16 protein-coding genes and 1 pseudogene are annotated in these 19508 nt (G+C 70.5%); 15 read left to right on the top strand and 2 right to left on the bottom strand.

Annotated features, from left to right (window positions below; all coding sequences use genetic code 11):
- Positions 1-6: 6 nt before the first annotated feature.
- Positions 7-960, bottom strand: coding sequence for a thioredoxin-disulfide reductase (gene trxB, locus ACYU7H_RS00085; protein ID WP_460811496.1), 954 nt, complete (start codon positions 958-960; stop codon positions 7-9).
- Positions 961-1204: 244 nt separating this feature from the next.
- Here trxB and ACYU7H_RS00080 point away from each other — a divergent pair, with 244 nt between their 5' ends.
- From ACYU7H_RS00080 to ACYU7H_RS00055, 6 genes are all read left to right on the top strand, one after another.
- Positions 1205-2275, top strand: coding sequence for an alanine dehydrogenase (locus ACYU7H_RS00080; RefSeq protein ID WP_460811494.1), 1071 nt, complete (start codon positions 1205-1207; stop codon positions 2273-2275).
- Positions 2276-2371: 96 nt separating this feature from the next.
- Positions 2372-4732 (top strand): DNA translocase FtsK, encoded by a 2361-nt coding sequence (locus ACYU7H_RS00075; RefSeq protein WP_460811492.1) that lies wholly within the window; start codon positions 2372-2374, stop codon positions 4730-4732.
- A gap of 89 nt (positions 4733-4821) precedes the next feature.
- Positions 4822-5466 carry an outer membrane lipoprotein chaperone LolA gene (gene lolA / locus ACYU7H_RS00070; protein WP_460811491.1) on the top strand — a complete coding sequence of 215 codons (645 nt, stop codon included), beginning with the start codon at positions 4822-4824 and terminating at the stop codon, positions 5464-5466.
- A 177-nt stretch (positions 5467-5643) separates the two neighbouring features.
- Positions 5644-6348 carry a hypothetical protein gene (locus ACYU7H_RS00065; protein WP_460811489.1) on the top strand — a complete coding sequence of 235 codons (705 nt, stop codon included), beginning with the start codon at positions 5644-5646 and terminating at the stop codon, positions 6346-6348.
- Between the two features lie 177 nt (positions 6349-6525).
- Positions 6526-7914, top strand: coding sequence for a replication-associated recombination protein A (locus ACYU7H_RS00060; protein ID WP_460812997.1), 1389 nt, complete (start codon positions 6526-6528; stop codon positions 7912-7914).
- 93 nt (positions 7915-8007) lie between these two features.
- Positions 8008-8418 carry a CrcB family protein gene (locus tag ACYU7H_RS00055; RefSeq protein ID WP_460811488.1) on the top strand — a complete coding sequence of 137 codons (411 nt, stop codon included), beginning with the start codon at positions 8008-8010 and terminating at the stop codon, positions 8416-8418.
- A gap of 61 nt (positions 8419-8479) precedes the next feature.
- On the opposite strand, the gene galE is transcribed toward ACYU7H_RS00055, so the two are convergent.
- Positions 8480-9586: a UDP-glucose 4-epimerase GalE gene (galE, locus tag ACYU7H_RS00050; RefSeq protein ID WP_460811486.1), complete on the bottom strand. Its 1107-nt coding sequence runs from the start codon at positions 9584-9586 to the stop codon at positions 8480-8482.
- Positions 9587-9812: 226 nt separating this feature from the next.
- On the opposite strand from galE, the gene ACYU7H_RS00045 reads away from it, so the two are divergent.
- From ACYU7H_RS00045 to ACYU7H_RS00005, 9 genes and pseudogenes are all read left to right on the top strand, one after another.
- Positions 9813-10430 (top strand): XrtA/PEP-CTERM system exopolysaccharide export protein, encoded by a 618-nt coding sequence (locus ACYU7H_RS00045; protein ID WP_460811485.1) that lies wholly within the window; start codon positions 9813-9815, stop codon positions 10428-10430.
- Entirely contained in the window at positions 10427-12019 is a 1593-nt protein-coding gene (locus ACYU7H_RS00040; protein WP_460811483.1) for an XrtA system polysaccharide chain length determinant, read from the top strand. The genes ACYU7H_RS00045 and ACYU7H_RS00040 overlap by 4 nt, the downstream gene beginning before the upstream one ends.
- Positions 12016-12768, top strand: a complete 753-nt coding sequence (locus tag ACYU7H_RS00035) for a CpsD/CapB family tyrosine-protein kinase (RefSeq protein ID WP_460811481.1) — start codon at positions 12016-12018, stop codon at positions 12766-12768. Before ACYU7H_RS00040 ends, ACYU7H_RS00035 begins: the two co-directional genes overlap by 4 nt.
- Before the next feature lie 61 nt (positions 12769-12829).
- Positions 12830-14095, top strand: coding sequence for a hypothetical protein (locus ACYU7H_RS00030; RefSeq protein ID WP_460811479.1), 1266 nt, complete (start codon positions 12830-12832; stop codon positions 14093-14095).
- A 15-nt stretch (positions 14096-14110) separates the two neighbouring features.
- Positions 14111-15250: a glycosyltransferase family 2 protein gene (locus ACYU7H_RS00025; RefSeq protein ID WP_460811477.1), complete on the top strand. Its 1140-nt coding sequence runs from the start codon at positions 14111-14113 to the stop codon at positions 15248-15250.
- Positions 15251-15323: 73 nt separating this feature from the next.
- Positions 15324-16622 carry a glycosyltransferase family 4 protein gene (locus ACYU7H_RS00020; protein ID WP_460811476.1) on the top strand — a complete coding sequence of 433 codons (1299 nt, stop codon included), beginning with the start codon at positions 15324-15326 and terminating at the stop codon, positions 16620-16622.
- On the top strand, positions 16612-17778 hold the full coding sequence (locus ACYU7H_RS00015; protein ID WP_460811475.1) for a glycosyltransferase: 1167 nt from the start codon (positions 16612-16614) through the stop codon (positions 17776-17778). Before ACYU7H_RS00020 ends, ACYU7H_RS00015 begins: the two co-directional genes overlap by 11 nt.
- A gap of 77 nt (positions 17779-17855) precedes the next feature.
- Positions 17856-19202, top strand: coding sequence for an O-antigen ligase family protein (locus ACYU7H_RS00010; protein WP_460811473.1), 1347 nt, complete (start codon positions 17856-17858; stop codon positions 19200-19202).
- Positions 19203-19222: 20 nt separating this feature from the next.
- A pseudogene (locus tag ACYU7H_RS00005) lies at positions 19223-19508 on the top strand (hypothetical protein); the annotation flags it as partial.

Raw genomic sequence — 19508 nt, 5'->3', positions numbered from 1 at the left:
CCCGCGCTACTCGCCCTTGTCGAGGAACTTCTCGGCGTCGAGCGCGGCCATGCAGCCGAAGCCGGCCGAGGTGATCGCCTGCCGGTAGTGCTGGTCGGCGACGTCGCCGGCGGCGAACACGCCCGGGACCGACGTCTGCGTCGCGCCGCCGGCGAGGCCCGAACGGATCTCCAGGTAGCCGTTGTGCATCGCCAATTGCCCGTCGAACAGCGACGTGTTGGGGGTGTGGCCGATCGCCACGAACATGCCGTGCACGGTGATCTCGCGCGTGCTGTCGTCCTGCGCGGACTTCAGGCGCAGGCCGGTCACGCCGGCGTCGTTGCCGAGCACCTCGTCCACCACGTGGTGCCAGACCGGCTCGATCTTCCCCGCCTGCACCTTGGCGAACAGCTTGTCCTGCATGATCTTCTCGGCGCGCAGCGTGTCGCGGCGATGCACCAGGTAGACCTTGCGGGCGATGTTCGACAGGTAAAGCGCCTCTTCGACCGCCGTGTTGCCGCCGCCGATCACGGCGACGTCCTGGTCCTTGTAGAAGAAGCCGTCGCAGGTCGCGCACGCCGAGACGCCCCGGCCCTTGAACGCGTCCTCGGACGGCAGGCCCAGGTACTTCGCGGTGGCGCCGGTGGCGATGACGATCGCGTCCGCGGTGTACTCGCCGGAGTCGCCCTTCAGCCGGAAGGGGCGCGACGACAGGTCCGCGGTGTGGACGTGGTCGAAGACGACCTCGGTGTCGAAGCGCTCCGCATGCGCCTGCATGCGCTGCATCAGTTCGGGGCCCTGGAGCCCGTGCGCGTCGCCCGGCCAGTTGTCCACGTCGGTCGTGGTCATCAGCTGGCCGCCCTGCTGCAGGCCGGTGACGACGACCGGCTTGAGGTTGGCGCGGGCGGCGTAGACGGCTGCGGTCCAGCCGGCGGGGCCGGAGCCGAGGATGAGCAGGCGGCAATGCTTGGCGGAGGTCATTGGAATCCGGGTCGGAATGAGGGGAGGCGGCGTCCGGCGCCGGTGTGGAGGCGTGGGGCGCGCGGGTATAATCGCCGGCCTTGACGCGTCGGCCGCACCGGGGCGCGAGCCGCCGGCAGCGCCATAGAGTGGCGACGCCGGCCGGCGATGACAAGGCGAAACCCAACCGTGGCGCGCGTGGCGCGACCGCGATCCGGCGACCGGCCGCCCTGGCCGGCGTTTTTTTATCCAGCGAGGCAGTGCAATGCGGATCGGCGTTCCCAAGGAGACCAAGACACTCGAGGGGCGGATCGCCCTCGTCCCGGCGGCCGCGGGCGACCTGGTCCGTCGCGGCCACGAAGTGTGGATCGAGCAGGGCGCGGGCCTGAAGTCGGGCTTCAGCGACGAGCAGTACGCCCGCCTCGGCGTGAACATCGCCCCCGACGCGGCCGCGCTGTACGAGAAGGGCCAGCTGATCGTGAAGGTCAAGGAGCCGATCGCGGGCGACCTGATGCACCTGCGCGGCGACCACCTGCTGTTCTGCTACCTGCACCTGGCGCCCGAGCCGGAACTGACCCGCAAGCTGCTCGACATCGGCCTGACCGGCGTGGCGTTCGAGACCGTGGAACTGGACAACGGCGAGCTTCCGCTGCTGGCGCCCATGTCGATCATCGCGGGCAAGATCGCCACGCAGGTCGGGACCACGCTCCTGCACCAGCCCCAGGGCGGCAAGGGCAAGCTGCTCGGCGGCCTGCCGTCGACGGAGCGGGGCAAGGTCGTCGTGTTCGGCGCGGGGCAGGCGGGTGGCGCGTCCGCCGCGCTGGCCGCGGCCGGCGGCGCGAACGTGGTGGTGTTCGAGAAGCGCCAGGACCGCATGGACGAGATGATGCGGCTGGGGTCGAACGTCACCGCGCTGTACCCGTACGACGACGAGGTCGCGCGCCAGGTGGCGTCGGCGGACCTGGTGGTCGGCGCGGTGCTGATCCCGGGCGCGAAGGCGCCGCACGTGCTGAACCGCGAGATGCTCAAGGGCATGGAGGACGGTTCGGTCGTCGTGGACATCTCGATCGACCAGGGCGGCTGCTTCGAGACCTCGCGCCCCACCACCTGGGCCCAGCCGACCTACATCGAGGAAGGCGTCACCCACTTCTGCGTCACCAACATGCCCGGCGCAGTGCCGCAGACCAGCTCGCAGGCGATCTGCGCGGCGATCCTGCCGTGGGTGGCGAAGCTGGCCGGTGGCGAGGCCTGGCGCAACAACGAGGCACTGGTCCGCGGCATCAATGTCGAGAACGGACGCCTGGTCCATCCCGCGCTGCAGGACATGGTCCTCTGACGGCCGCCCACGGGTTCCGTCCGGCCCGTTCGGGCGGAACCTGAATTTGATGTAGGATCAGTCGATTGCAGCAGGTTCCTGAGGTTTAACCGCACGGTGGCACGCGAGCTCCCGGAACGCAGTCGATCCCCCCGTGCCGGCCGCAAGGCGCAAGCCGAGGTCCCGCGCCGGTCGCGCCTGTGGCGCGACCTGGCGCTGATCGCCATCGCGCCGCTGCTGCTCTACCTGCTGGCGAGCCTGTTCACGTTCTCGCCCGGCGATCCGGGCTGGTCGCATTCGGGCAGCGTCACCGCGCCGCTCGAGAACGTCGGTGGTCGCGTTGGCGCATGGCTCGCCGACGTGTTGCTCTACCTGACGGGCTACGTGGCCTACCTGTTGCCGGTGATGCTCGGGCTGATCGCCTGGATCGCGCTGTTCGGCATGGACAGCGACGGCGACGGCGAGGCCGACCTCGGGCCCGCGCTCCGGCTGGTGGGCATCGTCGGGTTCCTGGTCGCGGCGGCCGGCTTCCTGCACCTGAGGATGGGCGCGGTCGTCGACCTGTCCGCGGGCGGCGGGGGCATCCTCGGCCAGATCGTCGGACGGTCCCTCTACCGCGCGTTCGGCCCCATGGGCGCGAACCTGTTCCTGGTCGCGTTGCTGCTCATCTCCACCACGCTGGCCACGGGCCTGTCGTGGTTCCGGGCGATGGACCGCATTGGCGGCTGGACGCTGGCGGCGGGGCCTTGGCTGGCGAAGCTGTTCCGGCGCGGCAGCCAGCAGGCCGGCGACTGGCAGCGGGCGCGTGCATTGCGCGAGGCCCGCGAGGAGGTGCGCAAGGTCGACACGGAGCTGCGCGCCAAGCGCGCACCGGTGAAGATCGAGCCGCCGCCGGCGCCGGTCGTCGAGAAAAGCGACCGCGCCAAGCGCGAACAGCAGATCCCGTTGTTCCACGTCGGGGACGGCTCGGGCATCCCGCCGCTGGCGCTCCTGGACGATCCGAAGCCGCAGCCCAAGGGCTACAGCGAGGAGACCCTCGGCACGCTGTCGCGCCAGATCGAGTTCAAGCTCAAGGACTTCCGCATCGACGCGGAGGTCGTCGGCGCGTACCCGGGCCCGGTGATCACGCGCTTCGAGATCGAGCCCGCGCCCGGGGTCAAGGTCAGCCAGATCAGTTCGCTGGACAAGGACATCGCGCGCGGCCTGTCGGTCAAGGCGGTGCGCGTGGTCGACGTGATCCCGGGCAAGTCGGTCGTGGGCCTTGAGATCCCGAATTCGCACAGGGAGATGATCTATCTCTCCGAGCTCCTGCGCTCGAAGGAATACGACAAGGCCGGCAGCCCGTTGACGCTGGCGCTCGGCAAGGACATCGGCGGCCGGCCGACGGTGGCCGACCTTGCGCGCATGCCGCACCTGCTCGTGGCGGGCACCACCGGTTCGGGCAAGTCCGTCGCGGTGAACGCGATGGTGCTCAGCCTGCTGTACAAGGCCTCCGCGCGCGACGTGCGGATGCTGATGATCGACCCGAAGATGCTCGAGCTGAGCGTCTACGAGGGCATCCCGCACCTGCTGGCGCCGGTCGTGACCGACATGAAGGAGGCCGCCAACGGCCTGCGCTGGTGCGTGGCGGAGATGGAGCGCCGCTACAAGCTGATGAGCGCGGTCGGCGTGCGCAACCTCGCCGGCTTCAACAAGAAGGTGAAGGACGCGGCCGACGCCGGCCAGCCGATGCTCGACCCGCTGTTCAAGCCGGAGGAGGGCGTCTCCGAGGCGCCGCCGCAGCTCGAGCCGATGCCATACGTCGTCGTCATCATCGACGAGTTCGCCGACATGATGATGATCGTCGGCAAGAAGGTGGAGGAGCTGATCGCGCGCCTGGCGCAGAAGGCCCGCGCCGCCGGGATCCACCTGATCCTCGCCACGCAGCGCCCGTCCGTCGACGTCATCACGGGCCTGATCAAGGCCAACATCCCGACGCGCATCGCCTTCCAGGTGTCGAGCAAGATCGACTCGCGCACGATCCTCGACCAAAGCGGCGCCGAGACGCTGCTCGGCCACGGCGACATGCTCTACCTGCCACCCGGCACCGCGATGCCGGAACGCGTGCATGGCGCGTTCGTCTCGGACGAGGAGGTGCACCGCGTCGTCGAGCACCTCAAGCAGTCGGGCGGCGGCCCGGACTACATCGAGGGCGTGCTGGACGAAGTTCAGCCCATGGGCGACGGCGTGGTCGTCGGCGCGACCGGCCTGCCGGAGAGCGGCGGGGGCGGGGACGAGTCGGACCCGCTTTACGACGAGGCGGTCAAGATCGTCACCGAGACGCGGCGCGCCTCGATTTCCGGCGTGCAGCGCCGGCTGAAGATCGGCTACAACCGCGCGGCCCGCCTGATCGAGGCGATGGAGGCGGCCGGTGTCGTCAGTCCCCCAGAACACAATGGCGACCGCACCGTGCTCGCGCCGCCGCCGCCGCGCGGCTGAACGCCGTCCGGGCGTCCCATGATCGCGTGATCGCGCATTCAGGTCGGCTCGCCGAGACTGGCCGCCTTGCCTGCAAACGAGGGTCCACCATGAAGTGCAAATCCGTCTTCCGCCGTGCCCTGCTGGCAGCCGCGGTCGTGTCCGGCGCGACCTTCGCCAGCGTCGCGTCCGCCGAGGCGCTCGACGACCTCAACGCTTTCAGCAAGGGCCTGGAGGGCCTGGACGGGCGCTTCGAGCAGAAGGTCTACGGTGACGGGGGCAAGCTCAAGGAAACCTCGACCGGCCGCGTCGCGCTTTCGCGCCCCGACCATTTCCGCTGGGAGTACGTGAAGCCATATCCGCAGCTGATCGTCGCCGACGGCAGCAAGGTGTGGGTCCACGATCCGGACCTGGAGCAGGTGACGGTGCGGACCCAGGGGCCCGAGGAACGGAACAGCCCGCTTGCCGCGCTGCTCGACCCGGCCCAGCGGGACAAGCGCTTCCGCATTGCCGAGGCCGGCACGGCCGACGGCCTGGAGTGGCTGCGCCTCACGCCCGCGAACGAGGACGACGCGAGCTTCAAGACCGCGCGCCTGGGCTTCCGCGGAAACCAGCTGGTGCGGATGGACGTGACCGATGCCCTGGGACAGCGCACGGCCATCACGTTCAGTGGCTGGAAGCGCAATCCCCGGTTCGCGTCCACCACGTTCCGGTTCACGCCGCCGGCGGGCGCCGACGTGATCGGCGAACGCTGAAAGATGCCGGATCCGCCGCATGCGCGGGTGGCGCGACCACCCGCGCGTGAAGGCGGCATCGAGGAAGTGACGATTCGGACGTGATTCAGGCTGGCGCCTCGCCGGCTCACGAACCACCGACCCCATCGAACGCAAAGTGGTCCCGTCCGGCGCGGATTGCCCGCGCCGAATCTCTGGATGACGGATTCCACGATGCGCCGCACCTCCCTCGCCAGCACCCTTGTCGCCAGCAGCCTCCTCGCCGCGAGCGCGATCGCCGCGCAGGTGGTGCCCGGGGCAGGGGAGGGGTCCACGACCGTGTCGGCCACGGTGCCGCTCTCGGCCAGCGCGCCCGCGCAGGGCACCCACGACGCCGTCGCCGTGGCCGTGATCGGTGCGCTGCAGGCGCAGTTCGATGGCCGCGACGTCGAATTCCGGATCGACGCGCTCGAATCCAAGCCGGTCAGCCGCCGCGACCTTGCATTGACCGGGCGCGGCGACATCCGCATCGAGGGATCCGGCGCGTGGTTGCCGGTGACGTTCCAGGCGCTCTATGACACGGCGACCTTGACGGTCCTGAGCCCCTCGATTTCGCTCGACCAGTCATCCGTCGAGGGTGCCGCCCGCGTCGATTCGCGTGCGCTCGAGGACGAGGTCGGGCGCCGACTCGCGGCCGAGTTCGACGCGCAGTCCGTTTCGTTCGCCCTGCTGGATGTCCAGGTTTCCGGTGGCGATGCCCGCCATGCGGTGGCGAGCGGGCAGGGCGTGGCGGACTTCGGGCCTGAAGGCCAGGCGCCCGTGCAGCTGCAGGGGGTCTTCGATCGCGTCGAGAACACCTGGATCCAGGTGGACTACGAACTCGGCGGCGGGGACACGCTGGGTACCGGCCTCGCGGCACTCTGAAGCGGGCTCCGGCGGCAGCCGGACGCCACCCGCCTGACCCGCGGATTCCCCGAACACACTGCACCTGCCACGGCGCCGTGACGGCAGTCGGTTGGCGCGGCCGCGTTGGAGGGTGGTCCAATAGCAGCCTCCGGGCCGCCGCTGTCCGCCACAGACACACCCAAGATGGCCGGAAACATGTCCCCGGGGCAGGGGAACGACCTGCTCGCCCCGCTGTCCCGCGATGCCTCGGAAGACCTGCGCCCGCTGGCGGACCGGATGCGCCCGCGCGACCTCGACGAGATCGCGGGCCAGCGCCGTCTGCTCGACGCACGTTCGGCATTGCGCCAGGCGATCGAGCGAGGCCGTATCCACTCGATGGTGCTCTGGGGCCCGCCGGGGTGCGGCAAGACGACGCTCGCGCTCCTGCTGGCGCGTTACGCCGATGCCGAGTTCCGCTCGATCTCCGCCGTGCTGTCGGGGCTGCCCGAGGTCCGCCAGGTGCTTGCGGAGGCGGGGATGCGGTTCGAGCAGGGGCGTCGGACCGTGCTTTTCGTCGACGAGGTGCACCGGTTCAACAAGGCGCAGCAGGATGCCTTCCTGCCGCACATCGAGCGCGGTTCCATCGTGTTCGTCGGCGCGACGACCGAGAACCCGTCCTTCGAACTGAACTCGGCGCTGCTCTCGCGCTGCCGCGTGCACGTGATGGAGGCGGTGTCCGCGGCGGACATCACCGGCGTGTTGCGCCGCGCGCTCGAGGATTCCGAGCGCGGCCTGGGTGGGCAGGGCATCTCGATCGATGCAGAGGGCCTCGAGGACATCGCGCAGGCCGCCGACGGCGACGTGCGCCGTGCCCTCACGCTGCTCGAGATCGCGTCCGGCCTGGCCTCGGAGGCGGGGAGCGACGAAGGACGGATCACCGGCACCGTGCTCGCGCAGGTGCTCGCCGACCGCACGCGGCGCTTCGACAAGGGCGGGGAGCAGTTCCACGACCAGATCTCCGCACTCCACAAGTGCGTCCGCAGTTCCAATCCCGATGCCGCGCTGTACTGGCTGGTCCGCATGCTCGATGGCGGCTGCGACCGGGCCTACCTGTCGCGCCGCCTGACGCGCATCGCGATCGAGGACATCGGCCTGGCCGATCCGCGCGCGCAGGCCATGGCCCTGGACGCATGGGATACCTACGAACGGCTCGGCAGCCCCGAAGGCGAACTGGCGCTGGCTCAGCTCGTCCTCTACCTGGCGAGCACGGCCAAGTCGAATGCGGGCTATGCCGCGTTCAACGCCGCGCGGGCGGAGGTCGCGCAGGGCGGGACGGAGGACGTCCCCCTGCACCTGCGCAACGCACCGACGCGCCTGATGCGCGAACTCGGCTACGGCAAGGATTACGCGTACGACCACGACGCCCCCGAGGGGGTGGCGTTCGCGCAGTCCGGATTCCCGGACGCGATGGGAGAACGGGTGTACTACCGTCCCGCGCCACGGGGCCTCGAGCTCAAGCTTGGCGAGAAGATCGAGTCGATCCGCGCGCGCCGTCGCGAGGCGCTGCGCCAGGGCAACGGTGGATCGGGAGGCGATCCGGCCTGAACCCGCGTCGAGTGTTGCAGATGGCGCGTCAGCGGCTTGCGGGTGTCCGCGCGCTCGGGAAAGCTTGGATCGGAACGGTACGGGAGATCCGGAATGGGCGCGGGCCTGTCGTTGTGGTGGCAACAGTTCCTGCTCGTGCTCGCGGGCGGTGCCGTGGGTGCCGGGGGCCGGTTCTGGCTGGGTGGGGTCCTGCTGCGGCGGGTCGGCGACGGGCTGCCGTGGGGCACGTTGGCGGCGAATCTCGCCGGTTCGTTCCTGGTCGGGTTTCTCGCGGTCTGGTTGCAGGGCCGCGGCCAGTCCGCGCTCTACTGGCGTGCGTTCCTGATCGTGGGACTGCTGGGCGGCCTCACCACGTACTCGTCGTTGATGATCGAGTGGCTGCTGATGGCGCGCGGCGAGCGCGCCGGCGGTCCGTTCGCCTATCTGGCGCTGACGCTGGCCGGGGGAATGGCGCTGGTCTGGGCCGGGGCGCGCGTCGCGATGGCGTTGCGGCCGGAGTGGTGAGGCGATGGGGCGCGCTCAAGTCGAGGCGCAGCGCATGACCCGAAAGTGCGCATAATGCACATTATGTAATTTTAGAGGCCAGGTCGATGGACGGGATCGCGGCCGGCACGCGGCGCCTGCGCACCGGATCCCGGGGTTCCCGTGCATAGCCGTCCGGATTCCCCGACTGCCACCGCCAGGCATCCGCGCACATCTCGGCCAGCCCGCGCTGTGCGCGCCAGCCCAGCAGGCGATGGGCGAGTGACGGATCGGCGTAGACCTCCGCCACGTCCCCCGGCCGTCGACCGACGGTCTCGCTCGGGACGCGCAGGCCGCAGGCCGCCTCGAACGCATGGACGAGTTCCAGGACGGTCACGCCCCGGCCGGTCCCCAGGTTGACCGTGATGTTGCGGTCTGCCTCCACCAGGTAGCGCAGCGCCGCGACGTGGGCGGCCGCCAGGTCCATGACGTGGATGTAGTCCCGCACGCACGTGCCGTCGCGCGTCGGATAGTCGTCGCCGAAGATGCGCAATGCCGGTCGCCGCCCCGTCACCACCTGGCAGATGTACGGCATCAGGTTGTTCGGCTCGCCGACGGGATCTTCCCCGATCAGTCCCGACGCATGCGCCCCGACCGGATTGAAATACCGAAGCGTCGCGGCGCGGAACGTCGGATCCGCGTGGCACACGTCGCCGATCAACTGTTCCATGACCAGCTTGCTTCGCCCATAGGGATTGGTGGCCACCAGGCGCGCGGTCTCGTCGACGGGCACGGCCTCCGGTTCCCCGTAGACGGTCGCCGAGGAACTGAACACGAGCAGGCGGACGCCGGCCGCCTGCATGGCCTGCAGGAGGTTGATGGTGCCCGAGATGTTGTTGTCGAAGTACTCCAGTGGCCGCTCGCAGGACTCCCCCACTGCCTTGAGCGCGGCGAAGTGGAACACCGCGTCGAAGCGATGCCGGTTGAACAGCCGCGCGAGGGCCCGCCTGTCGCGCAGGTCGACGCGCTCGCACTCGACCGGCGAGCCGGTGATCCGTTGCAGGCGCAACATCACGCGAGGCGAGCTGTTGGCGAAGTTGTCGGCCACCACGACGCCAAGCCCCCTGGCCACCAGGGACGCGCAGGCATGGCTGCCGATGTAGCCGGCCCCGCCGCAGACGAGGATGCGCCTTGGATTCGGTGCGGCCATTCGCGACCCGTGCCGTGTTGCCCGTTGTCCCGGTCAACGCAGCCACCTGGCAGGTCCGGACGCCCTGCCCCGCCCTGTCCCCGGATTTGACCCTGCGCTTCCTGGAATGTCCGGCCGGCGGGGATGCACCCATGCCGGGACCGATGCGGCCCACCAAGCGACGAAAGGCTGGCCGAGGGTGCATGCGGTCGGCGTTGGCAAGGTGGGGCCAATCCGGAGAACCGCCATGCGCCTTGCGTCCGCCCTTACTGGCTTGGGTCTTTCCCTGCTGCTGGCCGCCTGTGCAAGCCCGGGCGCATACCAGTCCGGAGCGCCTCCGGCGACCGCGCCGGCGCCCGTCGACTACCGCATCGGGGTCGACGACATGGTCCAGGTGTCCGTCTGGCGCAACCCGGAGCTCGGCATCACCGCACCGGTCCGGCCCGACGGCAAGATCTCGGTGCCGCTCGCCGGGGACGTGGTCGCCGGGGGGCGCACGCCCGACGAAGTGGCGGCCGAAGTGAAGGCGAAGCTCGCGGACTACGTGATCGAGCCGCAGGTCACCGTCATCCTCACGGAACTGCGCAGCCACGAGTACCTGTCGCGCGTACGCGTGACCGGCGCCGTCCGGCAGCCGGTGTCGATCCCCTACCGCCAGGGCATGACCGTGCTCGACGCGGTGCTGGCGGCCGGTGGCGTGACTGAGTTCGCGGCGCCCGCCCGGTCGAGCCTGCATCGCACCTCCGGCGGTGCAAGTGCGAGCTATGGCGTCCAGCTCGACCAGATCCTGCACCAGGGCGACCTGAGCACCAACTACCCGGTGGCCCCGGGTGACGTGATCACCGTGCCGGAGCGGCTGCTGTGAATGGCAGCGGCCAACTGCACCTGCCCGGCCCGCCAGGCGGGCGCCTTCCGGCGCTCGACTTCCTGGCGCTCGCACACAGGGAGTTGCGCCGCTACCTCCTGCCCCTCGCCACGATCTTCGCCGCCATCGCGTTGCTTTTCCTGGCCTGGGGGCTGATGAACGCGCCCACCTACAAGTCCTCGGCCACGGTGCTGGTCGAGGACAACAGCGCGATCGCTCCGCTCATGGAGGGACGCGCCGCCGACGTGGAATACGCCTCGCGTGCGGTGATCTCGCGCGAGCTCCTGTTCAGTCGACGCGTGATGGAGGACGTGGTCCGCGCCGGCGGCTGGATCACGGGGCGGCCCGATCCGGCCGAGATGGACGGCCTCATCAAGGGCGTGATCGGCAGGACGGACATCGAGGTCACCCAGGGAGCGTCCGGAAGGTCCTCGAACCCCGGGCTGAGCCTGGTGAAGATCACCTATGCGGACTCCGACCCCGACCGGGCCTATCGCGTGGCGAAGCGCTTCTCCGAGGCGCTGATCGAGCAGGTCCTCGATTCCAAGGCCCGCGCAAGCCGGACCGCATACCAGTTCATCGACGCCCAGGTGGAAACCTACGAGACGGCCCTCGCCGCGGCGGACGAGCGCCTGCAGGCCTACAGGAGCGCGCATCCGGATGCCATGCCGGGGGTCGAGGCCGACGTCGCCTCCCGGATCGCCGAGTTGCGTCGCGCCGTGGACAACGCGCGCATGGACCTCGCCGACGTCGGTGCGCAGGAACGCCAGGTCATCGGTTCGCTCTCGCGCGAAAGCCAGGTCGCCACGGTGCCCCGCGCGAGCCAGGTCAATGCGCGCCTGGCCGCATTGCAGGCCGAGCAGGATCGCCTGCTCCTGACCTACACCGACAAACATCCGGACGTGGTGCTGGTCCGCAAGCAGATCCAGCAGGTGCGGTCGCAGGCGGCCGACCCCGGTGGAGCGGACATGCCGTCGACCGTGGCGGGCGCCGCGCCGTCGCTCAATCCGGTCTACAGCCAGATCCGCGGGCAACTGGTCGACGTCCGGCGCCAGGGCGCCGCGGCCGCCTCCCGCGTCGCCACGGCACAGGCGCTGCTGGCCGAGGAACTGGAGCGGAATCGCCGGATCCTCGAAGACCAGGGCGAAGTGGCGGCGCTGACCCGTGCCCATGACGTCAACCGCGAGATGTACGAGGACCTGCTCAAGCGCAGGGAGAACGCGCGCGTCTCGATGACGCTCGATGCCGACGGGCGCAGCCTCGGGTTCCAGATCCAGGAACCGGCATCCGTCCCGCTTGCGCCCAGTGGCGTGCGGTTCGTCCATTTCGCGGCCGCGGGGCTGCTGTTCGCGACGCTCGTGCCCATCCTCCTGCTGGCGCTGGTGGTGAGGCACGACCCGCGCGCGCGATCCGCGACGCAGATCGAACGCGAGGCGGGCTTGCCGGTGATCGCATCGATTCCCTCGCACGCCTCCCACGGCGCAGCCATGCGAAGCGCCAGGCGCTTCCACGTGGCGACCCTCCTGCTCGTCGCGGTCCCGGTGGTCTATGCGTTGGCGATGGTTCTGAAACTGGTGGACGTGCTGTGACGCAGCACGGGTACTCGCTCGTCGACGCACCCGCGCCGGGCATGCGCCGCGGCGACGGGAAGACCGCGATCGTCCGCGCGGAACCGACCGACCTGACGCCCGCGGACCTGGATGCCCGGGCCATCATTCCGTACCTGGACGGCGCGCACCGGCCGCTGGTGGATGCGTTCCGTGAGTTGCGGACCCGCCTGCTGGCGACGTCGAGCGACAACTTCGTCACGCTGGTGGCCCCCGTGGGCACCGGTTGCGGCGGGAGCTTCGTCGCGCGGAACCTCGCGGTCGCGCTGACGTTCGACCCCGCCAGGAGCGCGGTACTGGTCGACTGCAACCTCCGCCAGCCGACGCAACACGTCGCCCTCAAGGTCGATGACGCCCATGCCGGGTTGTGCGAGTACCTGGAGGATTCCGAGGCCGCCGTCGAAACGGTGGTCCACGACACCGCGCTTCCCCGCCTCAAGCTGATCCCCGCGGGCCGTTCGCGGTACCGGGGCATGGAAACCGAGCATTTCGCATCGGTGCGGATGCGCCTGCTGGTCGATTCGCTGCGTGCCGGCCACGCGGACCGGTACGTCTTCCTCGACGGCCCCCCCGTCCTCGGCGCACCGGATGCGCGCATGCTGTCCGAACTGGCGGATGTCGTGGTCCTGGTGGCGGGCTATGGCCACCACACGCCCGCCCACATCGCCGCGGCCGCCGGCAACTTCGATCCGGCGCGGTTCGCGGGCGTGGTGTTCAATGAAGGCGCGTGAACGCATGTCGGGTGCAGGCCACTGCCCCGGGCGGCCACGCGCGCGCCTGGCAAGCGCCTGCTTGGCCGTGCTTGCCGTGTGCGCCTGGGGCGCGGTGGACGCGGCCGAGGTCGAGTACACGGTCGAGGTGGAGGTGCTCCACAGCGACAACCTCAACCTCGACGAGGTCGATCCGGTCTCTGACACCGTGGTGGTGCCCCGGCTGGTCTTCCGGGTCAGGGAAGAAGGCGCGAGGATCGCCCTGGAGGCCCGGGGCGAACTGGAGCGGCGGCATTACGTCGACGACAGCTTTCCCGACGAGACCCGCGGCGAATTCGCGGGCCAGCTTGACTGGACCGTCGTGCCGGGGCGCCTGAACCTGGTGCTGGAGGACTACCTCAGCCAGGAACCGATCTCCTTCGAGGGTGCAAGGGATCCCGGCAACCTGCAGCGGGTCAACGTACTCCTCGGAGGCCCCACGTTCTTCGCGCGCCTCGGGCCGTCGACGCGACTCCAGGTGGATGTCCGGGCCGCCGACAGCCGCGCGGAGGTCACCCCGGGATTCGATGGCCAACGGTACAGCGTGGCCGCCGCCCTCCAGCGGCAGTTCAACCGGAGGGCGACGGGATCACTGAACGTCGTGTCCTCGCGGGCCGAGTTCGACGCTCCGGCGACCGTCGACGACTACACCCGGCACGACGCGTTCGGCCGCTACGAGGCCGTCCTGCGGAACCTGGAGTACGAGTTCGACCTGGGCTATTCCTGGCTGGACCGCCAGTCGGAATCCGATGATTCGATCACCATCGGGCGGGCCCGCGTGCAGTGGCAGGCCACCCCGCGCAGCCGCCTCCGGCTGCGCGCGCGACACCAGTTCACCGACGGCGTGCAGGACCTCGTGATCCGGCTCCAGGATCCTGACCAGGCCACCATCCCCGCGCTGGCCGAATTCTCCTCGGTGACCCCGGGCGTGTTCCGCGAGCGCTACGTGGACGGCGAGTACCGCTATGCCGGCGCACGCCTCGGCGTGCGGGTCCGGCCGGTGCATCGGCGCCTCCGTTTCCTGGACCGGCCCGCCAGCGACCGCGACGAGGACGGCGGGTACGCCCGCGTGGACTATCGCCTGCGGCCGCGCACCCTGGTGTTCGCGGAAGCGTTCGTGCGCGACCGCGCGTTCCGCAACCAGCCGCGCGACGACACGGACCGGGTGTACGGGGTCGGCATCGAGCACCAGCTGTCGCGCCACTGGAGCTGGCGCGCGGCGGCGTTCCGGAACACCCGGGACTCGAACCTCGCCGGCCAGTCCTACGACGAGAACGCCGTCCAGGTCGCGGTGGCCTGGACCCGCTGACGAGGAGCCCACGACGTGCTCGAAATCCTGCTCTGGTGTGCGCTTGCCGTCCTGGGCTACATCTACGTCGGCTATCCGTTGCTCGCGGTCCTCGTCGCCACCGTCGCGCCGCGCCGCGTGGCCAGGGGGCCGTCGACGCCGACGGTCACGCTGGTCATTGCCGCCTACAACGAAGAGAAGGACATCGGGCGCAAGCTTCGCAACGTGCTCGAGATGGACTATCCGCGCGAACGCTACGACGTGATCGTGGCGTCCGATGCCTCCAGCGACGGCACCGACGGCATCGTGCTGGGGTTCGACGCGCCGAACGTCCAGCTGCTGCGGATCGAGGGTCGCCTGGGCAAGACCGCCTGCCAGAACGCCGCCGCGGCCAGGGCCACGGGCGAGATCCTGGTGTTCATGGACGCGACCACCATGACCGATCCCCGCGCCGTCGCGGCGATGGTCCGCAATTTCAACGACCCGGAGGTGGGCTGCGTCGCGGGTCGCCTGGTCTATCGGGCGCGGGGCGACGACGCCACGGGTGCCGGAGGCACCTCCTACTGGGGCTACGAGTCGAGGCTGCGCCGGGCGGAAAGCGACCTCGGATCGCTGATCGGGGTGAGCGGCCAGCTCTACGCGGTGCGTCGCAGCGCGTACCGGCCGATCCCGCCCGACCTCATCAGCGACTTCGTGATCGCGATGGTCATGCGCGAGCAGGACCTGCGCACGGTGCTCGAACCGGATGCGGTCTGCTTCGAGGAAACGCTCGACCGACCGGACCGCGAACTCTCCATGCGCATCCGTGTGGGGCTGCGCAGCCTGTTCGCACTCGCGTCGAAGCGCAGCCTGCTCGACCCGTTCCGTTACGGCCGGTTCGCATGGCAACTGTGGTCGCACAAGGTGCTCCGCTACCTGTCGCCCGTGTTCTGGCTGGTCGCGCTGCTTGCGAACGCCGCCCTCGCGCTGGACGGCCAGTACGTGCCGCTGCTGGCGGCACAGGCGGCGACGATCCTGCTCGGCGTGCCCGGATTCCTTTGGTCCGGCCGCGCGTTGAATCCCCGCCTCCTCGCCCATCCCTACTACTTCCTGCTGACCAACCTCGCTTCCGCGGTCAGCCTGGTCAGGTTCCTTCGCGGCGAACGCGTCGTGACGTGGACCCCGCTGCGGGAGTGAGGTCGGGGGCCGCCTCGTGAACCCCTGCACCGATCCGGTCCCCGATGAGTTCCGCCCGACGCGGGAGGCGGCCATGGACGAGGACGTGACTGCGCCCGGGACCGCGTCGCGCGGCGACGCGACCTGCGGGCCCGGCTCGGCGCCGCACGCGCCGCTGCGCCGGGTCCTCTACGTGGTGTCCCAGTTCCCGAGCCTGTCGGAAACCTTCATCGTCCGGGAGATCCGGACGCTCCTGGAGTCCGGCGTCGACGTACGGATCCTTTCGCTCAAGCGCGCTGGCGGGACATCCCTTCCGTCCGACGTGGATGGCTTGATGGAGCGGGCATGGCCGCCGGCGGGACTGCGCGAAGGCCTGTCGGGCACGCTGCGCACCCTGGCGACCACGCCGCGCATCCTGGTCCGTGCACTGGGTACGGTCGTTGCCGACACCTGGCGCCAGCCGGACGTCCTGCTCAAGTCGATCGTCGCCGTGTTCCGGGCGCTCGGCGGTCGCCGGCAGCTGGACGCCTTCGCCCCGGAGTTCATCCATGCGCACTGGTCCACCTATCCCACGACCGCCGCGTGGCTGCTTTCGCGGGTGACCGGGCGTCCCTTCGGCTTCACCTGCCATGCGCACGACGTGTTCGTGAACCGCCACTTCCTGCCGCGCAAGATCGAGGATGCCGCCCTCGCGGTCACCATCTCGAGGCACAACGTCGACTGGCTCGCCGCCAACGTGTCGCCGATCGCGCGCGGCAAGATGGAGGTGGTGCATTGCGGCGTCGACCTGCGGCAGGTCCGCTGGCAGCCGGACGGCCGCACCGGCGACCTGATCGTGGGGGTGGGCCGCCTTGCGCCCGAGAAGGGATTCGAAACGCTCGTCGAGGCACTGGCGCTGCTGCGGGACCAGGGCATGGCGTTCCAGTGCAGGGTGATCGGCGACGGGCCCGGGAAGCCGGCCCTCGAGTCCTTGATCGCGCGCCGCCGCCTCCAGGATCTGGTGACGCTGGCCGGCGCGCTCCCGCAGCCTCGCGTACGCGATGCGCTGGGCGAGGCCGGCGTGTTCGCCCTCCCCTGCCAGGTCGCGCCCAATGGAAGCCGGGACGGCATTCCCGTGGCGCTGATGGAGGCCATGGCGTCCGGGTGCGCCGTGGTGAGTTGCCCGGTCTCCGGCGTGCCGGAACTGGTCGTCGACGGCGTGCACGGCCTGCTCGCCGCCGAGCACGACGCCGTGTCGCTGGCACACGCGCTCAAGCGCCTGCTCCGGGACGCGCCGCTACGCCGGCGGCTGGCGGTCGCCGCGCGTGAACGGATCGAGCTGGAATTCGACGCGGGCAATGAGGGCCGCAGGCTGCACGGCCTGATGGCCCGGGCAACGGCCGATGCGACCTGATCGGCTGCTGCTGGTGATCGACGGCATGGAGGTCGGTGGAAGCCAACGCCAGCTCCTGTGCCTGCTGCGCGGACTGGACCGGACGCGCTGGGCGCCCGAAGTCGCCTATTTCCGCGACGCCTCGCCCCTCTTGGACGCGGTGCGGGCCGAAGGCGTGCCGGTGCACCACGTGCCCAAGCGGCGCCGGGTCGACCCGCCCTTCGTCATGGCGTTCGCGCGTCTGCTGCGCGCACGCGACTACGCTCTCGTGCACGCCTTCTCGCTGACCGCCGAACTCTGGTCCCTTCCCGCCCGAAGGCTCTCGGGTCGCATGCCGGTGCTGGTGGCGTCCGAGCGGAGCGCGAATCCCCGCCATCCGACCTGGTACTGGTGGGCGAAGCGCCTCGTCGTCGGGCATGCCGCCGCCGTGATCGCCAACACCACCGCGGGCGCCGAGGCCACGGCCCACCGGACCGGCGCCGCGAGGGAACGGTTCACCGCGATCGGCAACGGGATCGCGCCGCCCGCGCCCCTCGGGCCTGGTGACCGATGCGAAATTCGCGAGGCCTTGCGGGTCGTGCCGCGTCGCCTGCTCGGCCTCTTCGTCGGCCGCCTCGTGGCGGCGAAGAACGTGCCGTGCCTCCTTCGGGCCCTCGCCCGCATCCCACCCGCGGGGCGCCCGTGCATCGCGATCGCGGGCGAAGGGCCGCTCCGGGCCACCCTGGAGGACCTCGCCCGGGCGTTGGACGTGGCCGGCGACGTGCGCTTCCTGGGGGAACGGGCCGATGCGACCCGATTGATGCAGGCTGCGGACTTCCTGGTGCTGCCTTCGCGGTTCGAGGGCCTCTCCAACGCGCTGCTCGAGGCGATGGCCGCCGGCTGCCCGGTCCTGGCCTCGGCGGTCGGCGGCACGCCCGAACTCGTGGAGGACGGGCGCAGCGGATTGCTTTTCGCCGACGACGACGATGCCGCGCTCGCCGCGCTCATGCGCCGGATGGACGACCGGGACCTGCGCGACCGGCTGTCCCGGGCCGCGGCCCGCCACGTCGAACGACACCACGGCGTGGCCGCGATGGCGGCCGCCACCTCCGCCGTGTACGAACGCTGCCTGGAGCCGCGCACCCGCGGGGCGCCGCCGCACCGGGCGGCCCCCCTGGCAGGAGGCGGGCCGCCATGATCCCGCTCCGTCCGTCCCCGGCCTTCCGCGCCAGCCCCGGCACCCGTCCCGGTCCCGACCCCGGTGCGGACTGATCGATGCGCCTGCTGCTCGCCATCCCCATCGTCCTGCTTCCCCACACGGGGTTGATGCCGGCGGACTTCGGCATGGGGTTCTCGCTTGTGCTGCTCGGCCTGCTTCTGGCCATGCACCGTCCGGAGCCCCCCCATCTCGCGCGGCCGGCCCATCTCCTGCCGCCGTTCGTGGCGCTGTTCCTCGCCATGGCCCTGGGCTTCGTCGTCGCGCACTGGCACGACACCGCCGGTGCCGCGGGCGCGCTGCTCGAGGCGAAGACCGCGGTCCTCTATCCGTTCTTCTACCTCGCCTACCGGCGGTGCGGACTGGACCTGAAGGCGACCAAGCAGATGATCGGCCTGGTGGTCGTCGTGTCCGTGGTGGCCGGCCTGCAGGCGGTGTACCAGGGCCTGTCCTTCGACCTCGGCACGTTCGATCCCGACCAGCGGGCCACGGGGCCCTTCGGCGACATCCGGGCGGCGAACCGTGCCGGCGTCTTCTTCGCGATGTTCCTGCCGATGCTGGTGGCGATCGCGCTCTACACGCGGCATCGAAGGGTGGTTCGCTGGACGGCGATCGCCGGCAGCTTCGTCCTCGTGGCGGCCATCCTCGTCACCTTCTCGCGGCAGGCCTACCTCATCGCGCTCCTGGCCAGCATGGTCCTGCTCGTCAGGCGAAGCGTCCTCCTCGCGCTGGTCGCCGCTGTCGGCTTCACCGTGATCGCCGTCTCCGTGCTGCCGGGTGGCGTGATCGAACGCGTCCGGTTGGCGCAGCCGGGACCCGGCGTCGATGGGGCAACGGTCGAGGGAACCGCGGCATCCCGACTGGAAATCTGGATGGGAACGGTCGACATGTTCCGCGAGCACCCGAACGGCGTGGGCCTGGGGCGCTTCGATGACGAGATCGGCCACTACACGACACAGCCCGGCATGGATGCGCACAACAGCTTCGTCCTGGTGCTCGCCGAATGCGGGCCGCTCGGGCTGCTTGCCCTGCTCTGGCTGTTGTGGCGACTGTGGTCGCTGGCCGGCTGGTTGCGCCGATCCGCGGGGGACACGCGACCCGAGGAACGGATGGTGGCCTTCGGCTTCACCCTGGCCGTGATCTCGATGGTGCTGGGCAACCTGTATGGAAGCGCGTTCTTCGATCGCCTGGTGATGGCGAACTTCTGGATCTTCGTGGGGCTGATCGAACGTTACGGTCTGCTCAAGGCCCGGGCCGCGAGCCTCGTCGCGACCTATGGCACGCCCGTCCCGCCGCCTGTCCCGATGGGACAGCGCTTCCCGCTCGCGAGCCGGGCGCTGCCGGGACTGTCGGGCCAGGATGCCTTCCCCCGGTTTCCGGCGGCGCGACGATGGCGGCGCAATTGAGCCCCCGCTGGACCCGCGGCGTGGCGTTGTCCGCCCTCATTCCCGGCCTGCTGGCATGCACCGGGGCGGCGACGCCGCAACTCGGCGATTGCGGGTCGGCCGACGCGTTCGAGGCCGTTCCGCCCTCGGGGGGCGTGGCCACGGCAGGCACCGGGCGCACCTTCCACGTCCGCGCCGATGGCGGCAGTGCCAGCCAGTGCACCGGCCGCGCCGATGCCCCCTACCCCGGCAGCGGCACCGGCCAGGCCTGCGCCTGGCGCAGCCCGGAGACCGCGCTGGCCAACATCGCCGGCGGCGACACCGTGA

The sequence above is a fragment of the Luteimonas pelagia genome (assembly GCF_054776035.1).
Note: the sequence above shows the minus strand (reverse complement) of the source record. Positions and strands in the feature narration are given on the sequence as shown.